General features: G+C 73.4%; 7 protein-coding genes. All 7 read left to right on the top strand.

Annotation, left to right across the window (positions count from 1 at the left end; genetic code table 11):
• Positions 1-4 precede the first annotated feature (4 nt).
• Positions 5-3,520 (top strand): type VI secretion system membrane subunit TssM, encoded by a 3,516-nt coding sequence (gene tssM, locus ASG87_RS15910; protein ID WP_056007441.1) that lies wholly within the window; start codon positions 5-7, stop codon positions 3,518-3,520.
• A 4-nt stretch (positions 3,521-3,524) separates the two neighbouring features.
• A complete protein-coding gene (gene tagF / locus ASG87_RS15905; RefSeq protein ID WP_082583036.1) occupies positions 3,525-5,096 on the top strand; it encodes a type VI secretion system-associated protein TagF in 1,572 nt (523 codons plus the stop codon).
• Positions 5,093-5,812 (top strand): PP2C family serine/threonine-protein phosphatase, encoded by a 720-nt coding sequence (locus tag ASG87_RS15900; RefSeq protein ID WP_056007435.1) that lies wholly within the window; start codon positions 5,093-5,095, stop codon positions 5,810-5,812. The genes tagF and ASG87_RS15900 overlap by 4 nt, the downstream gene beginning before the upstream one ends.
• Positions 5,813-5,828: 16 nt before the next feature.
• Positions 5,829-9,563, top strand: coding sequence for a bifunctional serine/threonine-protein kinase/formylglycine-generating enzyme family protein (locus ASG87_RS15895; RefSeq protein WP_056007432.1), 3,735 nt, complete (start codon positions 5,829-5,831; stop codon positions 9,561-9,563).
• A complete protein-coding gene (locus tag ASG87_RS15890) occupies positions 9,560-9,886 on the top strand; it encodes a hypothetical protein (protein WP_056007429.1) in 327 nt (108 codons plus the stop codon). The genes ASG87_RS15895 and ASG87_RS15890 overlap by 4 nt, the downstream gene beginning before the upstream one ends.
• A 597-nt stretch (positions 9,887-10,483) precedes the next feature.
• On the top strand, positions 10,484-12,169 hold the full coding sequence (locus ASG87_RS15885) for a ShlB/FhaC/HecB family hemolysin secretion/activation protein (RefSeq protein ID WP_056008989.1): 1,686 nt from the start codon (positions 10,484-10,486) through the stop codon (positions 12,167-12,169).
• A gap of 5,309 nt (positions 12,170-17,478) precedes the next feature.
• Positions 17,479-17,823 (top strand): hypothetical protein (locus ASG87_RS21080; RefSeq protein WP_235499671.1); only part of this gene is annotated, 345 nt, incomplete at both ends.

Here is a 17,823-nt window from a genome sequence, read left to right as displayed (position 1 = left end):
CGCCATGGGCAAGCTGGTGACGCTGTTCAAGTCGGGCTGGTTCATCACCTTGCTCGGCATCGTGCTGCTGGCGGTGCTGATCTGGCTGGGCGGCCCCTACCTCGGGATCGGCGGCGCGCAGCCGCTGGCCGGCCCGGTCGCGCGGCTGGCGACGATCATGCTGATCGTGGTGGCGTGGGCGGCGTGGCTGCAGATCCAGCAGTTGCGCGCGCGCGGCAAGGCGAGGCAGATGTCCGGCGAGCTGGCCGGGCAGGGCGCGCCGGGCGAGCGCGACGAGCGCAGCGCCAGCGAGCGGGCGCAGTTGCAGGGGCGTTTCCAGGAGGCGGTGGACACGCTGCGCCGGAGCCGCCGCGGCGGCGGCAACCTCTACACGCTGCCGTGGTACGTGGTGATCGGCCCGCCGGGCTCGGGCAAGAGCACGCTGCTGCAGAACTCGGGGCTGAACTTCCCGCTGTCCGAGCGCTTCGGCAAGGAGGCGCTGCGCGGCATCGGCGGCACCCGCAACTGCGACTGGTGGTTCACCGACGAGGCGGTGTTCCTCGACACCGCCGGCCGCTACACCACGCAGGACTCCGACCGCGAGGCCGACGCGTCGGCCTGGGGCGAGTTCCTCAAGCTGCTGTGCAAGTACCGCCGGCGCCGGCCGATCAACGGCGTGATCGTGACGATGAGCATGTCCGACCTGCTGGTGCTGGACGAGGCCGGCCGGCATCAGCACGTGCAGGCGATCCGCCGCCGGCTGGACGAGCTGAGCGCCAACCTGCGCATCGGCGTGCCGGTGTACCTGGTGTTCACCAAGTGCGACCTCATCGCCGGCTTCGGCGAGTTCTTCGACGATCTCAACCCGGACCTGCGCAGCCAGGTCTGGGGCGTTTCCTTCCCGGTCGGCAAGACCATGGACGGCAGCGCGGCCAGGCTGTTCGGCGACGAGTTCGACCTGCTGCTGGAGCGGCTCAACACGCGCATCCTCGACCGCCTGCACGCCGAGCGCGACCGCGGCCGGCGCGCGGCGATCCTGTCGTTCCCGCAGCAGCTCGGCGCGCTGCGCGGAATCGCGCGGCAGTTCGTCGAAGGCGTGTTCGCCGGGCACGCCTACGGCGCGCCGCTGCTGCTGCGCGGCGCCTACCTCACCTCCGGCACGCAGGAAGGCACCCCGATCGACCGCATGATGGGCGCGGTGGCGCGCACCTTCGGCGTGGACGCCGAGCGCGTGCACGCGCCGGGCGCGCAGCGGCGCACGTTCTTCGTCGAGCGGCTGCTGAAGGACGTGCTGTTCAAGGAATCCGGCTTCGCCGGCACCAATCCGGCGCTGGAGCGGCGCAAGGTGCTGCTGCAGGCCGCCTCGTACGCCGGCGTGCTGCTGCTGACGGTGCTGCTGTGCGCGGGCTTCGCCACCAGCTACGCGCGCAACCGCACCTACCTGTCGCAGGTGCAGGCGGCGCTGGCCGGCTATCCGGCCCAGGGCGACCTGTCGGGCGCGGCCAGCCAGAAGGCGTACTTCGCGATGGCGCTGGAACGGCTCGAAGGGCTGTCGGCGGTGCAGGACGTGGCGCGGCAGTACCAGGGGAAGGTGCCCCTGCCGATGCGGCTGGGCCTGTACCAGGGCCGCGCCGTGGGCGGCGAGGTGCACGACGCCTACCTGCGCGAGCTCAACGGCATCCTGTTGCCGGGCGTGGCCTCGCAGTTCCGCACCGGCCTCACCGGCAGCGCCGCCGATCCGCAGGCGCTGTACTACTACCTCAAGGGCTACCTGATGCTCGGCGAGCCCAAGCACCAGGACGCCGGCGAGCTGGCGGCGCTGGCCAACATCGAGTGGCGCAAGATCTTCCCGAACGATCCGGTGCTGCAGAAGGCGCTCGCCAGGCACTTCCAGGCGCTGGTCGGCGAGCCGGGGCAACTGCACGCGCTGGCGCTGGACGGCGCGCTGGTGGAGCAGGCGCGCGCCACGCTGCGCACGGCCGACCTGTCGACCCTGATCTACGGCAGCCTGCGCCTGGCCGCCGACGGCGCGCCATACCCGCCGCTGCGGCTGGACAAGGAACTGGGCCTGCTCGGCAACGTGTTCCGGCGCAAGAGCGGCGCGGCGCTGTCCGATCCGCTGCCGGCGCTGTTCACCCAGCCGGCGTTCGAGGCCGAGGTCGACAAGGGCATCGAGCAGGCGGTGGCGCAGTTCGCGCAGGACGACTGGGTGCTCGGCGCCAGCCGGATCGACGCGGTGGCGAAGGCGCGCCTGCAGCAGCAGGTGCTGGCGCTGTACGAGCAGGACTACATCAAGGCCTGGGACGACCTGCTCGCCGACCTGCAGTTGCAGCCGGTCGCCAGCATCCAGGACGCCAGCGCGATCGCGGCCAAGCTGTCCGGCCCCAGCTCGCCGCTGAAGGCGCTGCTGAAGGTGGTCGCCGACAACACCAGCGACCTGCTGCGCACGCCGCCGCCCACGGCCGCCGACAACGCGCTGGACGCGGCGAAGAAGGCGGCGCAGAAGAAGGCCACGCAGAGCGCGCTGACGCGGGCGCTGGCGAATGCCGCCGGCGCGGCGCCGGCCGAATCCGGCGAGAAGCCGGGTGCGGCGATCAGCGCGCACTTCGAGGCGTTCAACCGGCTGGGCGCCGGCGCCGCGGGCGCCGCGCCGATCGACCACACGCTGGCGGTGCTCGACCAGCTCAGCAAGACGCTGCTGACCATGACCGATTTCGGCGGCGCGGCCGGGCAGCCGAACCCGCAACTGCTGATGGCGCAGCAGGAGGCCGCGCAGTTGCCGCCGCCGGTGTCCGGCTGGGTGGCCGCGCTGACCGGCAAGAGCCAGGCGCTGGTGGACAACGGCGCCAAGGGCGCGCTGGACGACCAGTTCCAGCAGGCCGTGGCGAAGGACTGCGCCGACTTCACCCGCGGCCGCTACCCGTTCGCGCCGAACGGCAAGTCGGAGATCCCGGTGCAGAACTTCGCCGAGCTGTTCGGCTACGGCGGCCGCTTCGACGGCTTCTACAAGCAGTCGCTGGAGAAGCTGGTCGATGCCAGCGGCCGCACCTGGCGCTGGAAGAGCGGGCCGGGCGCGGTCGCCGGCTCGCCCGGCATGCTGGCGCAGATGCAACTGGCCGACGGCATCAAGCAGGCGTATTTCCGCAACAACGGCAGCACGCCGGAGGTCGGCTTCACCCTGCTCGCGCCGCAGCTCGACGCCGGCATCGGCCGGTTCGCGATCGAGATAGACGGCCAGAAGTTCGACTACCGGCCCGGCGGGGCGGCCAGCGCCGCGATGAAGTGGCCGGGCCCGGCGCCGGGCCACGTCGCGGTGTCCGCCTGGGACACGGACGGCAACCTGCTCGGCTCGTTCGACTACCAGGGCGACTGGGCGTTTTTCCGCGCGCTGCAGGCGGCGCACCTGCAGAAGCAGTCGGACCTGCGCTTCGCCGCCGGCTTCGACTTCGGCGGCCGCACCGTGCGGCTGACGATCCAGGCCGGCAATCTCAGGAACCCGTTCCTGAATACCGACGTGCAGCGGTTCAGGTGCGGGGGCTGACCGCATGCCGAATCCTCAGGGGGTGGGTTTCTTCGGCAAGCTTCCGGGCGCGGGCGATTTCGTGCAGCGGCGGCTGCCGCCGCGCTTCGTCGAAGCCTGGGACCGCGGCTTCGAGCTGGCGGTGGAAGGCAGCCGCGGCGCGCTCGGCGGCGATTGGCAGGACGCCTATCGCGCCAGCCCGGCATGGCGTTTCCTGCTCGGCCCGGGCGTGTGCGGCGAAAGCGCGTGGGCCGGTGCGATGGGGCCGGCCGCGGACCGGGTGGGACGCTGCTTCCCGATGGTCCTCGCCGCCGCGCTGGCCGGCCCGGGCGATGCCGCGTGGATGCTGCGCGAGCGCGGCGGCTGGTTCGACGCGGTGGAGCGCACGCTGGCGGAGGCCCTGGCGGACCCGTCGATCGGCGCCGACTCGTTCGATGCGCGGGTGATGGCCTTGCCGGGGCCGCTCGGTCACGGCGTCGCGGAGGACGCCGATCCGCTGCGCGGCGTGGACTGGAGCGCGGCCAGCCATTGGCGGCTGCCGCTGCCGACGCCGGGCGCCGTCGCCGCACAACTGGCCGCGTTGTGGGAGACGCTCGCGGCGACGCCCGGCGCGTGGTGCCTGTGGTGGACCCGGGGCGGCGGGCGGGTGCCGCCATGCGCGCTGGCGACGCGGGGGCTGCCGCAGCCGGCGGCGTACGCGGGTTTCCTCGATGCCGCGCGGGCGAACGGGCCCTGGCGTTCGCTGGGCGTGTTCGCGCCCGCGCAGGCGGCCAGGCAGGCGGACGCGCCGCGGCCCGCGGCCGACGCCGCGCGCGCGATGCCGCCTCGGCGTCCGGTCGAGGCGCCGCCGCCGGCCGATCTTTCCGGGCGTTTCGCCGGGCCGCCGTTGCCGTTGGACCCGGACGACGTGACCACCCCGGCCGTGCGTCGCCCGTCGCCGGCCGGCGGCGCGCCCGCCGGCGCCGCGCTGCGCCGGAGCGACGGCGCACTGGCCCTGGTCGCCGCCGACGACGGCATGCCCGATCCGCGCCGCCGCGCCGCCGCCGCCGCGCGCGCCGTCGCCGCCGACCTGGCCGCCGGCGATTTCGCGGACGGCCTGCGCACCCTGCGCAGCCGCCTGCTGGCCCTGCATCCGCCGCTGCACCAGGCTGGCGAAGACCTGATCGACCCGGTCATGGAGGACGGTGCGGTGGCCGCCGCGCGCGTCGCCGGCCGCCGCATCGAGGCGCTGCGCATCGGCGCGGCGGCGGCCTGGCACTGGCGGCAGGGCCAGTTGCGCGCGCTGTTCGACGCCGCCGCGCCGGCACCGGCCGGCGCCGGCTTCGACGACCTGCTGTTCGACCGCGCCGCGTCGTCCGGCGCCGGTCTCGGCACGGGACCGGCGCCGCAGTGCGACGAGGCCGCCTGCATGGCCGAGGCCGGCGACCGCCTGCTGCTGCTCGCCACGCGCCGGCTGCTCGCGCTGCCGCCGGACGTGTTCGCCCGCGCGCTCGCCTCGCCGTCGTGCGACGAGGCGGCCGCGCGGATCGCCGCCGCCGCGCAGCTCGGGCCCGATGCGGCCCAGTGGCCGCTGGCCATCATCGAGATCAGGCCATGACGACGCGCTACCAGTCCGCCGGCCATACCGCGACCGGCAAGGTCCGCTCCCACAACGAAGACGCCATCCTGGTGCGCGACGACGTCGGGCTGTGGGTGGTGGCCGACGGCCTGGGCGGCCACTCGGCCGGCGACTACGCCAGCCGCATGATCGTCGAGCGGCTAGGCGCGCTGCCGCGGCCGGGCGACGTGTACGCCTTCGTCGAATCGATCGAGGACACGCTGCAGCAGGTGAACGCCGACCTGCTGCAGGCCGCCGCCGAACGGGGCGTGGACATCATCGGCTCGACCGTGGTGATGCTCGTGCACCACCGCGACTTCATGCTCTGCGGCTGGGTCGGCGACAGCCGCGCCTACTGCTTCGAGGACGGCGTGCTGCGCCAGGTCACCAGCGACCACGTGCACGGCGTCAAGGACGACGTCACCCAGTTCGGCGGCCTGCCGTCGCCGCCCCCGCCGGGCGCAGGCGTGCTGACCCGGGCGATCGGCGCGGAGGAAAGGCTGTTCGTCGACTGGGCGGTGGCCGGCAGCCGGCAGGACATGCAGTTCGTGCTGTGCTCGGACGGCATCAACAAGGAGATGTCGGACGCCGAGATCGGCGCCGAATGCCGCGCCCAGCGCGCGCCGCAGGACCTGCTGGCCGGCCTGTTCGGCCTGGCGCTGGGCCGTGCCGCCCGCGACAACGTTTCCGCCGTCGCCGTGCGGCTCCAGGAATGACCCAAGACCGCCTCCCATGAAATCCCTTCCCGAACTGATTGCCGCGCTCCGCGCCGACGAGCTGAAGCTGCTCGCCCTGTTCCGCCTGCTCGACGCGCGCGGCGCCGTGCCCGAGGCGGTCCATCGCGCCGAACTCGGCCTGCTCGAACGGATGGGCACCGACGGCGGCCTCGATCCCGCCGTCGCCGGTGCTCTGGCTGGCAAGCTGCGCGCGCTGCAGGCGCAGGCCGAGCCCGCCGAGCCTGCCGAACCGATCGAGCCAGTCGAACAGATCGAACAGATCGAGCCGTCCCACCCCCCTGAGCCGCCCAGCGACGTGACCCTGGTGCAGCCGGCGCGGCCGCCGGTGGCCGCGCCGCCGGTCGACGACGACGCGACCGTGGTGAAGCCGGCCTCGCGCCCGCCGGTTCCCGACGAGGCCACGGTGGTGAAGCCCGCCTCGCAGCCGCCGCGCGCGGACGGCCCGCCCGTCGGCTTCACCGGCACCCGTTCCGGCGGCAGCTTCAATACCGAAAGCTGGCAGCGCGTCTCCGACGCGGAGGGCGGCGACCACGCCACCGTGGGCAGCCTGCTGAAGGGGCGCTTCCACCTGGAGCGCGAGATCGGCCGCGGCGGCATGGGCGTGGTGTTCCTCGCGCGCGACGAGCGCAAGGTGGAGGCGCGCGACCGCGACCCGTACGTGGCGGTGAAGGTGCTGAACGACGAGTTCCGCCGCCACCCCGATTCGCTGATCGCGCTGCAGCGCGAGTCGCGCCGCTCGCAGCAACTGGCGCACGACAACATCGTGCGCGTCTTCGACTTCGACAAGGACGGCACCATCGTCTTCATGACGATGGAGTACATCGACGGCTCCGACCTGAAGACGCTGATCCGCGAGCGCGCCTACAACGGCCTGCCGCTGGCCGAGGTGCGGCCGCTGATCGAGGGCATGGCGTGGGCGCTCAAGCGCGCGCACGCCGCCGGCGTGGTGCACTCGGACTTCAAGCCCGGCAACGTGATGGTGACGCGCGACGGCGTGCCCAAGGTGTTCGACTTCGGCATCGCGCGGGCCGGCAAGCACATGGGCGACGCGGTCGGCGAACAGACCGTGTTCGACGCCGGCACGCTGGGCGCGCTCACGCCGGCCTACGCCAGCCTGGAGATGATCCAGGGCCGCGAGCCGGCGCCCAGCGACGACATCTACGCGCTCGGCTGCGTGGCGTTCGAGCTGCTCACCGGCAAGCACCCGTTCGACAAGGTCAGCGCCGAAGTGGCGATGAAGGAGGGCCGCCGGCCGCCGCCGGTGCCCGGCCTGACCCGGCGGCAATACCAGGCGCTGTGCGACAGCGTGGCGTTCACCGGCGACAAGCGGCTCAAGAGCGCCGCCGAGCTGGTCGAGGGGCTGCGCGAGGTGAGCCTGTGCCAGCGCTTCGGCCCCGCGATGATCTACGGCGCGGTCGCCGCCGTCGCGCTCGCCGCGGGCGGCTGGGGGCTGAACCACTACCTGCACGCGCGGCGCGTGGAGCAGGTGGTCGCGCGGTTCGCCCCGGCCGATCCGCGCCACTACGCCAGCGAGGAGCAGGCGGCGGATGCGCTGGACAGCCTCGGCGAGAACGAGCGCAAGCGGATCGTCCTCGACCAGGGCGACCTGATCGAGGGCTTCCTGCTGGGCCGCATCGACGCCTACTGGAACCCGGACCAGAACCGCTACGACTACGCCAAGGCGCAGCGCGTGTTCCGGTTGCGCGACCGGCTCAAGCTGTACTCGCCGAAGCTGGACCTGCGGCGCAGCACGATGGACAGCGAGAAGAACGCGCTGCTCAACGCGCTGGACACCCAGCTCGCCCGGCAGGTCGACGACGGCGCGATCTTCGAGGACCAGCCCGACAACGTGGTCGCCACGCTGGCGAAGATCCGCGCGATCGATCCATCCAGCAGCCTGCTGAAGGACGCCGAGCTGGAGCTGAAGTACGAGGCGGCGATCGGGCAGTCGCTGGATGCCGGGCGGATCGACGAGGCCGGCAAGCGGCTCGAACTCGCCAGCCGGCTGTTTCCCGGCTCGCCGCGGCTGCAGCAGCGCAAGGCGCAGCTCGATGCGCTGGCCGCCAAGGCCGCGCACGGGCATGCGGTCGCGCAGGCCGCGGCAGGCATGAGCCTGCCCGAGGCGCGCAAGGCGCTGGCCGCATTGGCCGCGCATCCTGCGGCGACGGCGGAGTGGCAGGACGCGGCCGCCGCCGCGCTGGATGCGTTGCACGGCGACACGTCGGCGCCGACCCGGCAACTGGTCGATGCGCTCGCCGACGGCATCGCCGGCGTGGCCGCCGCGCAGAACGATCCGCTGCAACTGGCGCCGACCAGCACGCTGGTGGACTTCGGCCTGCGCTACGCGCCGCAGTCGGCCAGGCTGCGCGAGCAGCGCGGCCGGCTCGATGCACGCGAACGCGAGTTGCAGGCCAGGCTCGACCAGGAGAGCGCGGACGCCGAGGTGGCCGGGCGCATCGAGTCGATGAAGCGCGCGGCCGCGGCGGACGACGTCGCCAAGGCGCAGGAATCGCTGGCGCGCATCCGCGCGCTGCGGCCCGATCACCCGTTCCTCGCCGCGCAGGGGCCGCAACTGCTGGCCGACGCCTACCTGGGGCTGGCCCGCGACACCTTCCGCCACGGCAAGTACCAGGGTGCCGCGGCCGTGCTGGCCCGCGGCATCGCCGCGCTCGGCGACCGGGCGGACCTGCGCGAGGCCAAGGCGCGCTACGACTTCGTCGCGGCCGCCGCGAAGGCGCGCGGCCAGCGCGTGCCCGGCGCCGAGCTGGAGCGCCTGCGCCGCCAGTTCGACGCGCTGCGCGGCGCCGACGCCGGCGCCATGGAACAGATCGAGGCCGACATGAAGCTGCGCGGCCAACTCGCGGAGGGTAGCCTGGCCGGCTTGCTGGACAGGCTCAAGTCCGGCGGCGCAGCCGCGGCGAACGCGCCGGCGGCGCCCGCCGAAGCGGCATCGCCGGCTGGCGGTGCGGCACCTTCGGCCGGCACCGCGATCCGGCCCGGCGCCGCCACGACTAGCAAGCCGGCGGCGAACGCCCCGGCCACGCCGGCGCCGCAGGCCGCGCAGGCTCCGCAGGCTTCGCAAGCGGCAGCGTCCGGCGGTGCCGACCCCTGCGGCAAGCCCGAGCTTGTCGGCAAGGGGCGCGCGTGCTTCGACAGCCTCGGCAACGGCCGCGGGCCGGCGCTGGTGGTGGTGCCGGGCGCGGCGGGCGGCAGGCCGTATGCGCTGGCGCGCGCGGAAATCACCGTCAACGAGTTCAACCGCTTCTGCGCCGCGACCGGGCAATGCAAGGCGCTGGCGGTGGCGGACCGCGACGCCGGCAGCCTGCCGGTCAGCAACATCGGCGTGACCCAGGCCAAGGCGTATGCGGCGTGGCTGAGCAGCGCCAGCGGCTATGTCTACCGGCTGCCCACCGACGCCGAGTGGACGCACGCGGCGCAGGCCGGCGGCGGCTGGAAACAGGCGCCGGACAGCAATTGCATACCGCCGTCGGCGGGAGGCGACGACGGCGGCGGGGCGCCGATCCCGGCGCGCGGGCGCAGTCCGAATCCATGGGGGCTGGTGAACATGACGGGCAACGTGTGGGAGTGGGTGACCAACGGCGGCGGGGTGCGGGTGCGCGGCGGCAGCTACGGCAGCTACTGGTCGGACTGCAACGTCGACAGCCGCCGCGACGACAGCGGGGCGGCCCAGAAAGACGTGGGCTTCCGGGTGCTCAGGGAGCTGAAATGACCGAGGCGGAGCGCAGGGCCAACCAGAGTCTGCACGCCCTCGACGAAGCCCATCGGCTGGGCCGGATCACCCGCGAGGAATACCGCGCGCGCCGGCGCGCCGTGCTCGCCGCGCTGTGCGACAGCCATGGCGTCACCGCGCGCAACGCGATCGTGCCGCCGCGCGCGGCGATGCCGGGGCGGATGGGCGCGGAGCCGCCCGGCGAGGCGCTGGCGGCGCTGTTCCCGGGACGCGCGAAACCCGCCTGGCGGCCGCTGCTGGTGCTGGCGGCCTGTGCCGCGGCCGGTGCGCTGGCGCTGTTCTGGCTGCTGCGCTCGGGGTGAGCGGGGGCCCGCGGGTGAGCGGAATCTGAATGCGGACCGCCGCCGGATGACCAGATTCTGCGACGCGTTACGCACTAGCAAGACAAGTGGGGGGCAATCCGCGCCGCCGGGCCGAACCAAGCCGGGCCCGGCGGCGGGCGGTCGCCGCGCTTCCCGTCAGGGCCCGGCGCGGCGACGCGCGCGGGCCGCAAGCCGCACCCGCCGGAAGAACGTATGAAGCTTGTCGTGCCCAAGGAGAAACGTGTCGTGCGGATTGCCTGCCTGGCAGCATCGTTGGCGCTCGCGCTGAGCAGCGGCGCAACCTGGGCGCAGGCCGCCGGCGCGGCGCAGCCCGCCCCGGCCGCCCCGCCGGCGGACGGGCCCGCGACCGGCGCGGCGCAGCAGATCCTGGTGGGCGGCGTGGCCGACCCGGCCGCTCCCGCGGTCCGCGCCATCGTCGATGCCGAGTACCGACAGGCGATCGCCGCGGCGGGCCACCCGGCCGCGCTCACCCGCGTGCAGGCGCAGGCGCTGGCCGACCGGATCACCGCGGCGCTGAGGAAGGCCGGCCATGCCGATGCCCGCGCCTACCTGCCGGACCAGGTACTGGCGTTCACGATGCGCGACGGGGCTTCCGCGGCGCCGGCCGCGCCGGTGGCCGCCGCGCCGGCCGTCGCCTCGGCCGTGCCGGCGCAGCCCGAGTCCAACGTGCTGCCGCCGGTGCGCGAGCGCACCGACGCCAACGCCGAGCGCACCCTCGCGGTGCGCGGCTTCCGCGTGGAGGGTGTGGCCGAGCACCCGCGCGCCGGAGTGACCAGGGCCGGCATCCAGGCGCTGGCCGACGCGCAGTGGCAGAAGCTCGGCGGCACGCCCGGGCAGCCGGCGCGGCTGAGCTTCGCGCAGTTGCAGCAGGTGGCCGACGGCATCACCGAGCATTACCGCAAGGCCGGCTTCATCGTCGCCACCGCCTACCTGCCGGCGCAGACGGTGGGCGACGACCGGATCGTATCCATCCAGGTACTGGAAGGCCGGATCGGCAAGATCGTGGTGAAGGGGACGAAGCGCTACAGCCCGTCCGTCGTGGCCGCGCCGGCCGAACGGCTGAAGGGCAAGGCGTTGCAGAAGGACCAGGTCGAGTCGGCGCTGCTGTACGCGCGCGACCTGCCGGGCCTGAGCGTGTCGTCCACCTTCCAGCCCGGCGAGCACACCGGCGAGACCGACCTGGTGATGCTGGCGCGCGAGGAGGCGCGGCCCTACAAGTTCAGCCTCGGCGCGAACAACTACGGCACCGAGGTCACCGGCCGCTACCGCGCCCAGGCCGGCCTGGCCTGGAACAACCCGCTGGGCTTCGGCGACAGCTTCGCGGTCAATGCGGAGTACGCGTTCGATCCCAGCCAGAGCACCTTCGGTTCGCTGAACTACCGCGCGCCGATCGCGGCGGTGCCGGGGCTGGCCGCGGTGATCGGCGGCGGCCGCAGCCAGCTGCGGATCAACAACGGGCCGTTCGCCGCGCTGCACGTGAACGGGCCCAGCTCGCAGTACTACACCGGCGCGGACTGGAAGTTCGTCAACGCCGTGAACCTGCAGTTGCTGGGCACGCTGCACTACCTGGAGGAACGCTCGCGGCTCGACTCCATGGGCTTCTCGCTGTCGCGCGAGAAGTTCAGAGTGGCCGAGCTGGGCTTCGGCATGCGCCGCACCGACACCCGCCTGCACGGCATCGACCTGCTGCAGGCGAGCTGGCGGCATTCGCTCAGCGACGATTCGCGCAAGCCCGACCTGATCAGCCCGCAGCACGCGCGCAGCTTCTCGGTGTTCCGCCTGGGCTACACGCGGCTGCAGTTCCTGACCCAGACCCAGCGGCTGTACTTCAAGCTGAGCGGCCAGTACACCCGCGACGCGCTGGTGCCGATGGAGCAGTTCTCGATCGGCGGGCCGGACAGCGTGCGCGCGTACCCCATCGCCGACGCGCTGCTGGACCGCGGCTACTACGGCTCGCTGGAGTACCACGTCGACGCGCCCGGCTTCGGCAACAAGGCGTCGCCGTTCTACGGACGGCCGTGGCGCGAGCTGCTGGAGCTGGAGGCGTTCGTGGATTTCGCGCGCGGCTTCCCGGCGGGCGACAACCAGGGCGGCTCGCTGAAACCGGTGAACTACCGGGGCGCGGGCGCGGGCTTCATCTTCCGCCTGCCGCGCTTCCACCAGCTCGAACTCCATCTCGACGCGGCGAAGGCGCTCAACTCGCCGCGGGCTTCGGACGGCCGCGGCTACCACGTGTATGCGCGCTTCGGCCTTGCGTTCTGACGGGTGACGACGATGAACCATACGACCGATTCCATGCATCGCTCCTTCCCCGCCGAAACCACCGTCGCCCGCGCGCGCCGCCTCAAGCGCAAGGCGCTGCCGCTGAGCCTGTCGCTGCTCGGCCTGGTCGCGTGCTCGCTGTGGCCGGGCGAGTCGCTGGCCGGCAACCCGACCGCGACCACCACGCCGACCGGCTTCAGCGTGATCAGCGGCACGGCGACGCAGTCGCTCAATGCCTCGACCAACACGCTGAGCGTCAACCAGGCCACGAACCTGGTCTCGCTGAACTGGTCGGCGTTCGACGTCGGCAAGGACGCCTCGGTCATCTTCAGCCAGCCGAGCGCCAAGGCGGTGGCGCTGAACACCATCGCGGACACCACGGCGAGCCAGATCCTCGGCTCGGTCAGCGCGAACGGCAACATCTTCCTGATCAACCCGCACGGCATCGTGTTCGGGCCGAACGCCAGCGTGAACGTGGGCGGCCTGGTCGCCTCGACCCTGAACGTGGCCGGCCCCGACGGCAGCGGCAACTATGCGCTGACCCTGGGCGGCTCGCGCGGCGCGATCGTCAACCAGGGCACGATCAACGCCGCCAGCGGCGGCGTGGCGCTGGTTGGCGGCAGCGTGACCAACAGCGGCCTGATCACGGCCAACCTGGGCCGCATCCAGCTCGACGGCGCGGACAAGGCCACGCTCAACTTCGACGGCGCGGGGCTCATCAACGTCATCGTCACCGGTGCGCTCGCCGACCGGCTGTCCACCACGGCGCCGGTCACCAACACCGGCACGCTCAAGGCCGACGGCGGCGCGGTGGTGCTGGAGGCCGTGGCGACCTCCTCGCTGTTTTCCCAGGCGGTCAACAACGCCGGGGTGATCCAGGCCAATGCCTTCGGCGGCCGGAATGGCGCGGTCTCGCTCGTCGCCACCGGCGGCAGCCTCGATGCCGGCAAGGTCTCCACCAGCGGGCCGCTGAGTCTGTCCTCGACCGGCGACATCACGCAGACCGGCGCGATCACCGCCGCCTCGCTCACCGGCAGCTCGATCGGCAGCACCACGCTGACCCATGCCGCCAACCAGATCGGTACGCTGGGCACGTTCAGCGCGAACGGCTTCAACCTCGCGGACACGAAGGCGCTGACGGTCAGCGGTACGCTGGACAGCGGCACCGGCGGAGCCACCATCAATACCGGCAGCAACGCATTGACCGTCACCGGCGTGATCGCCAGCAACGGCCACGCGCTCTCGCTGACCGGCGGCGACCTGGCGGTGAACGGCGTGTTGAATGCGGGCACCGGCACGGTCGCGCTGCATGCTTCCGGAGCGATCAGCGAAGGCGCCGGCGGCACGATTGCCGCCGGCACGCTGACCGGCGACTCGGGGGGCAGCGCCACGCTCGGCGGCGCCAATACGGTGGGCAGCCTGGGCGGGTTCGACGCGGGCGACGCCTTCACCTTCCGCAACACCGGCGCGATCCAGCAGGGTGGCACCCTGACGGTCGGCGGCACCGGCAGCTTCGACGCGGGCAGCCAGGCGATCAATCTGACCAACGCAGGCAACTCCTTCGGCGGCGCGGTGAGCCTCGCCGGCGGCGTCGCGCAGATCTCCGCCGCCGGCGTGCTGACGCTGGGCACGGTCAACACGCAAAGCCTCGCGGCCTGGGCCGTCGGCGGCATCGTGCTGGCCGGCGGCGTCAGCACCAGCGGCGGCCAGACCTATGCCGACGCCGTGACCCTGGGCGCCGACGCGACCCTCGCCAGCAGCGGCAACGGCACGATCGATTTCCGCTCGACGGTGGACGGCGCGCACACGCTGACCGTGAACACCGCGGGCACGACCCGCTTCGGCGGCGCGGTGGGCGGCACGACGGCGCTGGCCGGCCTGGCCACGGATGCCGGCGGCGGCACCGCGCTGGGCGGCAACGTCACCACCGCCGGCGGGCAGGCCTACGGCGACGCGGTGACCCTGGACGGCGATGCGATCCTCGCCAGCACCGCCGGCGGCACAATCGGCTTCGACGGCACCGTGGACGGCGCACACGCGCTGACCGTGAACACCGCGGGCGCGACCCGTTTCGGCGGCGCGGTGGGCGGCACGACGGCGCTGGCCGGCCTGACCACGGACACCGGCGGCAGCACCCGCCTCGGCGGCAACGTCACCACCACGGGCAAGCAGGTCTACGGCGATGCGGTGGCCCTGGACGCCGACGCGGCGCTCGGCAGCTTCGGCGTCGGCAGCGGGATCGACTTCGGCGCCACCGTGGACGGTAACCACAACCTCGTGCTGGACACCGACCACGCCGTCAGCTTCGGCGGCGCGGTGGGCGCCGCGACGGCGCTGGCCAGCCTGTCCACGCAGAGCGCCACGTTCCAGGCCGGCGCGCTGAACATCGGCAGCGGCGGGTTGTCGGTGACCACCACCGCAGGCGGCATCGGGCAGGGCGGCGCCTTCACGGTCGCCGGAGCGTCGAGCTTCGACGCCGGATCGAACGCGATCACGCTGACCAACACCGGCAACAGCTTCGGCGGCCGGATCGGCGTGACCCAAGGCGGCACCGTGGAACTGGGCGGCTCGGGCATGCTGGACATGGGCGCGGTGCATGCCGGCTCGCTGACGCTCGACAGCCACGCCACGCTGCACGACGACGTCACCACCACCGGCGCGCAGCGGTACAAGGGCGCGGTACTGCTGGACAGCAACGGCGGCCTGACCCTGCAAGGCAGCGAGGTGAGGTTCGACGACACGCTGGACAACGCGTCGGGCGCCCCGGCGCAGGCGCTGACGGTGAACGCGTCGGGCGGGCAGGTCCGGTTCGAGGAGACGGTGGGCGGCATCAACGGCCCGCTCGGCGCCCTGGCGGCCAGCGGCGCCGGCCAGGTGCAGTTCTACGGCGCCGTGAACGCGGCCAGCCTGGCCTCGACGGGATCGACCCTGCTGTACGGCAACGTCACCACCCACGGTGCGCAGACCTATGGCGGGGCGATGTACCTGGCCGACAACGTCACGCTGGCTTCCAACGGCGGCGACGTGGCCCTGAACGGCACGGTGGACAACTTCACGCCGATGGCCCCCGCGTGGTTGACGGTGGACGCGGGCAGCGGCGCGGTATCGTTCGGCGGCGCGGTGGGCGCGGGACTGGGCGGGCTGGCGGGACTGACGGTCACCGGAGCCACCGCCACGCTCGGCGGCAACGTCACCACCGCCGGCGCGCAGAGCTACGACGGCGCGGTACGCCTGGCCGGCGACGTCACGCTGAAGACCGGCAATGCCGGCGTGAGCTTCACCGGCGCGGTGGACAACGCGGGCAGCGCCGCACCGCAGGCGCTGACCCTGGACACGGGCAGCGGCGCGGTGGCGTTCGGCGGCGCCGTAGGCGGCACGAACGGCGCACTGGGCGCGCTGGCCGTGGGCGGCAGCGGCGCGACGGGCTTCGGCGGCGCCGTGCACGCGGCCAGCCTGGTCACCGGCAGCGGTACCGCCACGCTCGGCGGCGACGTCACCACCACCGGCGCGCAGACCTACAACGGCGCGGTGCTGCTGAGCGGCGACGTGACGCTGGCGGGCAACGGGGTAGGCTTCGCCGGCACCGTGGACAATGCGTCCGCGGCTGCGCCGAAGGCGCTCTCGATCGACGCCGGCACGGGCAGCGCGGCGTTCGGCGGCGCGGTGGGCGGCCTCAACGGCGCATTGGGCGGGCTGTCGGTGGCGAGCACCGGCGGCGACATCGTGCAGCACGGCGCCTTCCACGTCGCCGGCGCGTCGAGCTTCGACGCCGGCGCCCACGCCATCGTGCTCGGCGACGGCAACGACTTCGCCGGTACGGTGAGCCTGTCCAACACGGGCGCGAACGACGTGACGCTCGCCAACACCGGCGCACTGACCCTGGGCAACGTCTCGGTAGGCAGCGGCGCGCTGAACCTCAGCGGCGGCGCGGGCATCGCGCAGGCCGCCAACACGGCGGTCGTGCAGGCGCCGGGCGGCGGCGCGGCGACGCTGCAGGCAGGCAGCGGCAGGCTGGCGCTGGACAACGCCGGCAATGATTTCACCGGCGCGGTGACGGCCGGGGGCACCGGCGTGTCGATCAGCGACCGCAACGACCTCGACATCGCCGGCGTGGCCGTCGGCGGGAACGACGGCGTGAATCTGGTCGCCGGCGGTGCGCTGGCGCTGCCGACCGGCGCGATCGACGCCGGCACCGGCGACCTCACGCTGCAGGCCAACGGCGGCGCCTTGAACGTGGCCGGCGCGCTGGCGGGCATGAACGTTTCGCTGGCCGGCCTCGACGGCATCACGCTGGGCGGCAACGTCACCGCGGGCAACAAGCTGTCGTTGACCAGCACGGACGCGCCGATCCAGCAGACGGGCGGCGTCCTGTCGGTGGCCGGTGCCAGCAGGGTCGACGCCGGCACCGGCGCGGTCGCGCTGACCGGCGCCAACCTCTTCGCCGGCACGGTGGACCTCACCGGCGGCAACACGCAGATCAACGGTGCGAGCGCGCTGGCGCTGGGGACACTGCAGACCGGCGCGCTGACGGCGACCAGCGTGGGCGCGCTGAACCTGGGCAGCGGCCACGTCGGCGGCGACCTCGCCGCGACGAGCAACGGCGGCAGCATCGTCCAGGGCGGCGCGCTGACGGTCGACGGCGCCAGCGTGCTGGATGCGGGCGCCGGCGCGATCACGCTGGGCCACACGGGCAACGACTTCGTAGGGGCGGTGGATGCGACGGGTACCGGGATCTCGCTGAGGGACAGCAACGATCTGACGGTGACGTCGCTGGTCAATGGCGGCAATGGCGGGGTGAACCTGCAGGCGGCAGGCACGCTGCACCTGCCCGCGACGGCGATCGCGACAGGTGCAGCGGACCTGGTGCTGCGCTCGGGCACGGGCCAACTGGCAACGGCCGGCAACCTGAGCGGCGCGAACGTATCGCTGTCCGGCGGTGCGGGCGTGACGCTCGCGCACGACGTCAGCACCGGCGGCAACCTGGTGCTGGCCAGCAGCGGCGGGGCGATCGCGCAGACCGGCGGCGTACTGACGGCCGGCACGCTGACCGGCAGTTCGGCGGGCGCCACGACGCTCGGCGGCGCCAACCTCGTCGGCACCCTGGGCAGCTTCTCCGCCTCGGACTTCGCATTGACCAACGCGCAGGCGCTCACGGTAGCCGGCCCGCTGGCGACGACGGGCGGCATCGGCCTGACCACGACGAACGGCGCGCTGACGGTGAACGCGGCGCTGGCCGGCGGCGACGTCGGCCTGCATTCGGCAGGCGACCTGGCGATCAACCGCGGCCTCGACAGCGGCAGCGGCANNNNCGACGACGCTGACCGCGGGCGGTGCGATCAGCGAAGGCGCGGGCGGCACGATCACCGCCGGCATGCTGACCGGCAGCTCGACCGGCGGCACGACGCTCAACGGCGCGAACCTTGTCGGCACGCTCGGCAGCTTCGACGCCAACGGCTTCAGCCTGACCAATGCGCAGGCGCTGTCGGTGACCGGCCCGGTAACGGGCGGTGCCGGCGCGGTGGCACTCGGCACCACGGCCGGCGACCTCGCGATGAACGGCAACGTCAGCGGCAACGCAGTCACGCTGTCCAGTGCAGGCGATCTGACGATCAACAGCGGCGTGGACAGCGGCGCCGGCACGACGACGCTGACCT

This window comes from Frateuria sp. Soil773, from assembly GCF_001428405.1.
Classification (GTDB): domain Bacteria; phylum Pseudomonadota; class Gammaproteobacteria; order Xanthomonadales; family Rhodanobacteraceae; genus LMSL01.
Note: the sequence above shows the minus strand (reverse complement) of the source record. Positions and strands in the feature narration are given on the sequence as shown.